Raw genomic sequence first — 8,564 nt, 5'->3', positions numbered from 1 at the left:
ACGAACATCTGGTGCCAGGGCCGCGGCTCGGCCGCCAACTCCGCCGTCTGCTACGCCCTCGGCATCACCGCGGTGGACCCGATCCACTACGGCCTGCTGTTCGAACGCTTCCTGTCCCCGGAGCGCGACGGGCCGCCCGACATCGACCTGGACATCGAGCACCGCCGCCGCGAGGAGGCCATCCAGTACGTCTACGACACCTACAGCCGCGACCACGCCGCCCAGGTCGCCAACGTCATCACCTACCAGCCCCGCCTCGCCGTGCGCGACGCGGCCCGCGTCCTCGGCTACGCCGCAGGCGACCTGGAACGCTTCGCCAAGGAGACCGGCTGGGAGATGCCTCCGCCGGACGCGCCAGTACCCGACGACGTACGCGCCCTGGCCGCCGGGCTGCGCGGCCTGCCCCGCCACCTGGGCATCCACTCCGGCGGCATGGTCCTCACCCGCCGACCCGTCGCCGAGACCTGCCCCACCGAATGGGCCACCATGCCCGGACGCTCCGTGCTGCAGTGGGACAAGGACTCGGTGGCCGAAGCCGGCCTCGTGAAGATCGACCTCCTCGGCCTCGGCATGCTCTCCGCCCTGCACGACGCCTGCGACCTGATCGCCCGACACCACGGCCGCACCCTCGACCTGGCGACCATCCCACCGGACGACCCCGATGTCTACGCGATGCTGCAACGGGCCGACACCGTCGGCGTCTTCCAGGTCGAGTCCCGTGCGCAGGCCTCCGCCCTGCCCCGCATGCGCCCGAGCCGGTTCTACGACCTCGTCGTCCAGGTCGCCCTCATCCGGCCCGGCCCGATCTTGTTTCGACAAACCCCGTGTCCCACACGGGTTGTGTCTCACTGGGGGCATTCGCCCTACTCCATCGCGAGCTCCCGTCAAGCGCGCAGCGTGTCGCAAACCGAAGCACCAGGAGCGTCACCCGAAGTGACCTAGATCATACTATTGGCCCGTCGGGGATCGATCGGAACTCGACCCCCGGCTTGACCGATGTCGAGAGGGCCGCTCGCGAGCGGATCCGACTCGAGGTAGTCGTCTACTCCATGCCTGGGAGAAGAGCTGGGAAATCGTCGCCGCGTTGCGCATGGCCGAGTGCCCCGTGGTACCGCTGGCGGCGGAGGGGTCGAGTCCTGCCGAAAGGGTCGCCAGGGGTGCCTAGCGATGGAAGACCCGCTTCGGACGGCTGACGACGACTTGGCCCTCCGGCCAGTAAACAGTGTGATTCCAAGGGAAGTTACTGGCAGGTTGCGCTCTATGCTGACAGCAGCTGAGTGATTGGGGCCGGTATGGGCAAGGGTCAGGGGCGGACTGGGCGGACGTCTCCCCAAGCGCTGGATCGCCGTCTGGTCGGCTTGGACATGGGGGACGCACTTGCTCTGGTTACCGCAGCCGGCGCCAGCCCTGGTGTCCGTCACCGGTGGTCATCGGTGGGCTACTTGCTTCAGCGAATCTTGACTGCTCCACCATCTGGGAAATCTTCCGCCAGCGCTGTGAAGGCTGGCGGACTGCTGGATGCATGCCGGCGGGAACAGCCCGGTTTGGCGGCCATGGAAGATTTCATCCCAGTAGACCCCCGTGAGGTCGTGCTAGTTCGCCTAGGGCACGAGACGTTGCGACTGGCGCCTGGCCAGGTGGAGCGCCCAGTAGCAGACGCTACGCGCTGGAAAATGGTGGCCAAGGCAACGGACTCGGTCCTGGTGCCTCAACTGGGATTCGGCGTTTCCGACTACGTCGAGATCGGCCTGCGCTACACGGATCTGGCCACGAGAGCTCTGGCACCTTCGTGGCCCGGCGGAGACCTGACCATGAACGGCCCAGCTGTGCTGACCAGCGAAGAACTTACTGCAGCACGGACACTGTTGAAAATCCCGGCAGATGCGATGGTCGCATCTACCGAAGCATTGCGTGCAGCACTCGATTGGGCAACTTCCCAAGGGACGCTGCCTTACGATCCGACCTCTCCAGAGAGCACATTCGGCCGATACCTGGCTGTCAGCCTACCGGATTTCATCAAGAGCCCCGGCTCGCGATTCTGGCTACCCCTAGGATTCTTGCCAGAGAGCCTGGGACAAGGGGTTACTGAGCTCGCCCGGCAAGCAGCAGCGATAGACCCAAGCGTCAACATGCGATTTGCCCAGCTAGCAGCCGAGAATGCCCGCCGATGCTTGTGGCGTTTTTCGGAAACGATTGCCGGCGCACCTGACACGGGAAGCGGCGTGGCTGTCTCCCCCGGCAATGTGGTGCAGTGGGTGGTGATGTTTGGCCCGTCTAGAGCCCTGTTGGTTCAGCTAGTGGCCCGACCATACTTGGCTGGAACTCCGCTCCAAGGGATGCCAGCTGCGTTGCTTGCTGCCGAAGAGGCGAAAGCCAATCCGGAGCAGGAGGTACGCGTATCTTTGCCCGGGGGATCGCTGACTCTCGCCCCAGGAACCGAAGTGATTCCACTTCTTCTTGTAGCGTCAGCCGGACATCTTGTGGCCCCACACCTCCCAGGACTCGCCGCCATGTCGCTGGAGGACTTGCAGTGGGCCTCGGCTACAGCAGAGAGCGAAACGGACCTTTACACGTTCTGTCGAGAACTATCCTCCTCTAACAGGGCGCATGTAGCCGCCTGGGAGACTCTTGACTTGTGGGAGTGGTGGCGCGCGAACGGAAAAACATTCTTCGCAGGGGGCCGGCCGCCAGACTTGATGATGGTTGCCCCTCACCACAGCACTGCAGAATGGGAACGCAGCACCCGCCTTCGAGATTTGGAACAAGCGCTCGCCCAACTCGATCTTCCAAGCATCGATGACTGGGATGCCCTGGACCCACCCAATGCAGGCCCCTACGGCATCTATCAATGGAGATCGGAGCATCCGAACGGATCAAGCAATACGGCACGGTCCGCTCATGTAGGCGATCAGCGATCCGCCGTGGCATCGCCTCGCCATGATCGGCCGGATCTGTATGGCTGGCGCATTCAGCCTAGCAGCCCTCCCGTGGCTATTCGCTGCGCCCACCCATCCTGGGGCGACGACGACCATCAACTCCTTCACGACCTCGCAGGATCTTACGCGTACGGTTTTAACGAAGTGTGCGATGCTTGGCAGGTCGCACATGCCGGTTCCCCTATCGCTGGCTATGTAATCGAACTTCGACCTGGTTCATCCGAAGAACATGAACCTATCCGTTCCATTACAGTTGAGACTGTCGAAAATTGCACCAGCCCTCCCGGCCAGGTAATTCGCGCTAGGTTTCTCGTAAACTGCGAGCTCCTCGCCGAGGAAACGCACAAAGATGGCCTTGCAACCCGGGACGTCATGGCTCAGAGCATTCGGGCGCTATTGGAGAACGGACTCCCCTCAGAGGCAGTCCAAACCGTCGTAGCTGCATGGCAGGCCGCCCCACCAATGCTCGCCATCCGCATTATGCGAGCACCCGTAATCCGTCCCCATCTGGCGCAACCATGGAAGCTTGATCATTCACTTATTGCCATGGTTGATCAGGAAGTCGCGCGCGCCGTGCAAGCGGCGGGTGTCACTCCTGGAACATACACGGGTGCATCGGCCAAGAATTTGGACCGTGACGTGCTTGCACCTGCTGCTCTAGCGGCTCTCACCTGCCGTCTTGGCCGGCATTCAATCGACGACCTTGTCACCACAGGTATGCGACAGATCGAACGCACCTTGGCCACAAAGAATCAGCGGCTGCGAGATCTGGAGCAGGCAGCCAGCCTGCTTACGGTGACCTGGGATCCAGTGCAGCGCCAAGCTGAACTTGAACACGAGTATCTAGTGCTGCGACGATGCAATGAAATGGCCGTAGAGGCAGCGCTGCGTGATGAGCCGACGGGCGGTCAGCCCGTAGACCAGTACGCATGGATGGAGATTACGGCTGCGGCCTCTGCCTATCTTCTTGCCACTTCTCGCAGCGAAGCAATTCACCATCAGATTTGCCCTAGCGGGCTCGAAATCAGCGATGCATATGAAATCACCACGGTTACCAATATTCCTCCTGCCACTGTTGAGTTGGAAAGTGTCGCCCGCCGCGTATTTGATCTCGATGTCGACGCCTTCAGGCGTGCCCGAGCTTCCCATTCGTTGTCTGCTCCCGCGGTAAACGCCGGGTCAGCGGATGATACTGATCGACCCGACGGGCCGGTTCTCCAGTCGCCCTCAGTAGAAATCGTCGCACCGAATGTCGATGCAGCCATGCTCGCCGCCTACGGGGCATCCGCAAGCGATATTTTGACGGTCCTCTTCTCCTTGGCTCACTGGCCGCTCAACCCTGATGATCCAGATGTCGTTGCAGCCTCTGCGGATTCAGTGCGGCACCACTTGCTCAACACTCTGACCCTCGCGGACGAGACGGACGGTCGGGCTCGAATTGACTCCGCCTTGAAAATGCTCACCAGTTCCTCGTTTTCGCTGAGGGCCGCCGACTGGAAGCCATGGCATGCACGCAGTCGGCAAAAGAGACTCATTATCCAGCCGATTTGCGAACTCCCGGATGGGCGACTGGTCATTGCTCCCCACCTATGCCACGCAAGCGCCGGAGTGTACTGGAATTTCATAAACCAAGGAATTTTGCCGTGGACGCAACCGGCACCACCACGCCCGGTAGAGGCCGCCTTGGAGGCGGTTCGTGACGCAAAGAACAGAGCCCTTGAAGCCGAGGTAGCACAGAAGCTAAGGAATGCCGGTTATGCAGTCCAGGAACGGATCCGAGAACAGGATCCGCAGCGTCTCGGCGTCCCTTCTCTGCAAACTGAGATCGACGCGGTTGCAGGCAGAGCTTCTGACCCTGTCATCTGGCTTATCGAAGTGAAAGATCCGGCGGACGTTCATGCCGTACCGGAGATCCGACGCCATCTCGATAGCTTCTATGTAGATCACAGCAAAAAGCCCTCCTACGCCACCCAGCTTCAGCGCAAACTAGACGACTTGGCGCCGCACGCGGCCAATGTGGCAGCAGCTCTCGGATTGCCGAAGGGTACGGAGCCCTATGTAGTAAAGGCGGTCTTTGTAACCCGCGCCCCGGTGCCGGCGGGTTATGTATCGGGGCCCTTTGACTTCTACTCTCTGCCGGACCTGCTGCCCGCGATGGCTATCGTTACTTGATGGCGACTTGGCCCGCCCGATCCGCTATCACTGGTTGCGCCCCGTGCTGACCGTTCCGTACGTGACGACCCTCGGCCCGGTGCACCCGGCCGAACTCACAGAGGACCTGTTCACAGCCGTGCTGGACGCGGCAAAGACCGATCGCTTCCTGCTCTTCGACAAGGACCAGCGCTGGGGCGGCGCCAAGGACGAGCAGGTCCTGGCCGAGGCGATCTCCCACGGCCCCACCGGCACGGACATCCCGGCACAGGCCCGGCGCGCGGGCGGCACCCTCAAGCTGCACCACTACGGGAGCGTTCCCCTCGACCTGCCGGCCCTGCTGGACCGGGCCGCCAAGCTCGCCGCCGACCACAGAGCCGCCAAGGCCAAGGTCCTCTGGTTCCAGCCCACCGAGCCAGGACCAGACAGCTCCGCATCCTGCGTGCGTATCCAGCTCAAGACCTTCGATCCCAGCACCGCCGAGAAGAGCCCCAAGGTAGCCATCATCGCCCTGGATGCCCTTCCGGCCGACCATGCCTCCTCCTTCGCCGAGTTCGCCCGGCAGATGGCCGCCGACGGCTTCGCGTTCCTGTGGGACCGGCACCAGGCCAGCGGGATGAACAGGCCGGTCCTGACCGTGCTGGTGGACAGCAGGGTAGGCAGCGCCATCGGACCGATGACCACGATGGCTGACTCTCTGAGCCGACCCCGCCTGCTGCCCCAGTACTTCAGGGTCCTGCCCGAGCACCGCAGCCTGGGCCGGAGCCTGTGGAGGGCCGCCATGAACTGGGGTCACAAAGACGGGGCCTCCTACCAGCTCCTGCAGACCGAGCTGGACGCCGTCCGACTGGTTGTGCCGCGCGGAGGGCCTGGAGACCCTCGGCTTCGTGTTGACCGCCACTGAAGCAACGCGCGGAACACGCCAGCAGCTCGGATGAGCCTTGTACTGGACCTGGCCGGAACGATGACACCGCTTGGAGGGGAGACTAACGACCTGGTGCGTGATTGCGGCGCTGATGTGACCAGCGGCGTTGTGGGCGGCATGATCTGACGCTGTGACGATCAAGGTGAATCGTGCGGTCCTCGGCCATCGGGTGCTGACCGGCATCTCGCGGCGGCACCTGGCGGATCTGGTCGTCGAACTGGCCGCTCCGTGGCAGGCCGTGGTCGAGGGCCGGCGTGACACTGCCCGTGGTGGAGCGCGGCAACGGGCGGCCGGTGCGGGCGCCCGGCATCGGCTTGTGTTCGTCGACCGGGTGAGCGCCACGCTCATCCACCTGCGCCACGACCTGCCGCACGCCGTCCTGGCGTTGCTCTTCGGCGTCGACCGCTCAACGATCAGCCGGGCGATCGGCGAGGTCAGGAGCCTGCTCGCCGCCCGAGGCTTCGCGGTACCCGACCGTCCCGGGGTCCGTCTGCGAACCCTCGCGGACGTCTTCGCCTACGCCCAGGCCGAGGGCGTCGTGCTTCGGCTCGACGCCACCGAGGTCCAGGTCCGCCGCCCAGCCTCCCATCGTGGTGGGCGCCGGGCCTTCGTCTCCGGCAAGAAGAAACAGAACACGATGAAGGCCACCGTCGTGGCCGACGCGAAGGGCCGCACCCTGTGGGCCGGCAACCTTCGCCCCGGGCGCATGCACGACACCAGCGCGATACGGGGCGAAGGCATCGACGACCTCTTCCGACAGTTCCCCAAGGTCCAAGTACTTCTCGACGATGGTTACTTGGGTCTCCGGAGAGATCATCCTGGCAAGGCCCTCACACCGCCGAGGAAGCCGAACAAGATCGCCGCGCCGGAAGTCCACGAGGCCCGGGAGCAGGCCCGCCACGACCACTCCTCCCAACGCATTCCCGTCGAGCATGCCCTCGCCGACCACAAGCGCTGGAAGGGGCTGGCCCGCTGGACCCACCGCCGCGACACCCTCCCGGCCACCTACCTCGCCATCGCCGGCCTCGTCTCCGACCGCACTGCCACCACCTGACAGCGACAGCAGCTCAGGTCGTCACATTGGCGCCGCAATCACGCACCAGGTCGTAACTGATCATCTTGGATACGGATGCCGCACGCTGCTACTCAAGGTCGAGGCTGTAAGGACGGGGCCCGTTGGTCTCCACCGACCGGGCATACTCACGCCAGTACTCAACCCTGCTGATGAGATAGTCCGCGCGTCCGTCCTCAAGGCCGTCCGTCCGGCGGATCGCATCCTCCCAGCCGTCAAGCCTCAGCAGCGTGTCGGCCATACTGGGGCCCGTCTCGAAGGTCGGCGGGACGTACTTGACTTCCCTGCCGCTGCTGGTTCGGGTCACACACACGAAGTTGCACGCACCGCGGTCCGGGCTGAGGCGGTCGAACGTCATGAACTGTTCGTCGGCGCGGGCCATGAAGCCGCGCTTCGTGCTCAAGAAGTTGGGGTCCTTATGGCGGCTTCCAGGCCCGAACTCCGCGTTCCGTCCGTAGATCAGGAAGTACGCGGGCCTGATCGGCTTCCTTCCTCGTGAACCACCGGGAAGGTCGTAGAACTCGCGGAACCAGAGCTCATTCTCCGGCTTATCGAACCACGCCTTCCAGGTGACCAGTTGATCCATCGCCTGCGTAACCTCTGCTGTGGGCAAGCCGCCCTGCGTGAACCACTGCTTCCTTGGGTCCTCTATCTCGATGCAGACAGGCGTGATCACACTGCTGTGCCGGGCGATCCACATGAAGTCCGGCCTGTAGTTTCCCAAGCCCTGCAACTTCGGCTCACGGTAGACGCAGTGAAGGAGCGGACCGTGGTGGCCACCGACGCCAGCCACGCCGTTCGATCCTGGCAGAAGCGCCGGGTGCTTCTCCAGGAACTCCTGGACCGAGCGCTCATTCTCGGCAGAGTCGAGGACGGCCTTCCACTCGTTGTGGAGCGCCGCGGTGTACTGCTTGTCATCGATGGCCCTCGGCCTGGCCGGGCTGGTGTCAGCCTCCACCGTCTGCAAATCCCTACCCCTGTCCCTCGATCGAGCAACTTGGGGGCTACGGTAGCGCCCGGCCGCCGCGCGAGAGCGCCAGCCGGAGCCTGCATCGGGCTCCGGTCGCATTCACCAGCGCGGCCCGTTACGGCCAGCCCGATCCTCGGCGGCGATACCAGCCCGTCCAACGAGGGGGGCGAGGTCCACCTTGCAACCTGCATGTCCGCGGTCTGCGACGCCGTCACCCGCCGCTGCGTCTTCGCCAGCGAGGAGTCGATCAGGACCACAACGTGCGCAGATCCAACTCCGCGAATAGCTGGGGAAGGGCGGAACCAAGGCTGAGTGTGGCTGTCTCCCAGCTGCCGAGGCTCATTGCCTCGGCCACCAGGACTCGATTGCCGCCAAACCCGTCGCTGCCTGTGACCACGCGGGCTAGCGCTTGGTCCTGCTGATCAGCGTCTGTGATGGTGCGGGTGAGATTCAGCGCCTGTTCGTGCTGTCCGGCCCGGGCCATCGCCTCGGCCACGCTGGCCAGAGCCC

At 64.0% G+C, this 8,564-nt stretch carries 5 protein-coding genes and 1 pseudogene; 4 read left to right on the top strand and 2 right to left on the bottom strand.

Annotation, left to right across the window (positions count from 1 at the left end):
- The 4 genes and pseudogenes from VR45_RS36950 to VR45_RS36935 form a co-directional block, all read left to right on the top strand.
- Positions 1 to 942: pseudogene (locus tag VR45_RS36950) on the top strand (hypothetical protein); the annotation flags it as partial.
- 731 nt (positions 943 to 1,673) lie between these two features.
- Positions 1,674 to 5,108 carry a hypothetical protein gene (locus VR45_RS44940; RefSeq protein ID WP_234326536.1) on the top strand — a complete coding sequence of 1,145 codons (3,435 nt, stop codon included), beginning with the start codon at positions 1,674 to 1,676 and terminating at the stop codon, positions 5,106 to 5,108.
- Between the two features lie 61 nt (positions 5,109 to 5,169).
- Positions 5,170 to 5,991, top strand: coding sequence for a GNAT family N-acetyltransferase (locus tag VR45_RS36940; protein ID WP_234326534.1), 822 nt, complete (start codon positions 5,170 to 5,172; stop codon positions 5,989 to 5,991).
- A 151-nt stretch (positions 5,992 to 6,142) separates the two neighbouring features.
- A complete protein-coding gene (locus VR45_RS36935; RefSeq protein ID WP_234326531.1) occupies positions 6,143 to 7,066 on the top strand; it encodes a transposase in 924 nt (307 codons plus the stop codon).
- A gap of 88 nt (positions 7,067 to 7,154) precedes the next feature.
- Here VR45_RS36935 and VR45_RS36930 read toward each other — a convergent pair whose 3' ends face one another.
- Positions 7,155 to 8,042, bottom strand: a complete 888-nt coding sequence (locus tag VR45_RS36930) for a Shedu anti-phage system protein SduA domain-containing protein (protein WP_159394496.1) — start codon at positions 8,040 to 8,042, stop codon at positions 7,155 to 7,157.
- 259 nt (positions 8,043 to 8,301) lie between these two features.
- Positions 8,302 to 8,564, bottom strand: a 263-nt coding sequence (locus VR45_RS36925; RefSeq protein WP_045944310.1) for a hypothetical protein, incomplete at its 5' end; no start/stop codon positions are given.

The sequence above is a fragment of the Streptomyces sp. NRRL S-495 genome (assembly GCF_000966955.1).
GTDB lineage: Bacteria > Actinomycetota > Actinomycetes > Streptomycetales > Streptomycetaceae > Kitasatospora > Kitasatospora purpeofusca.
This window is presented reverse-complemented; position numbering and strand designations above follow the sequence as displayed.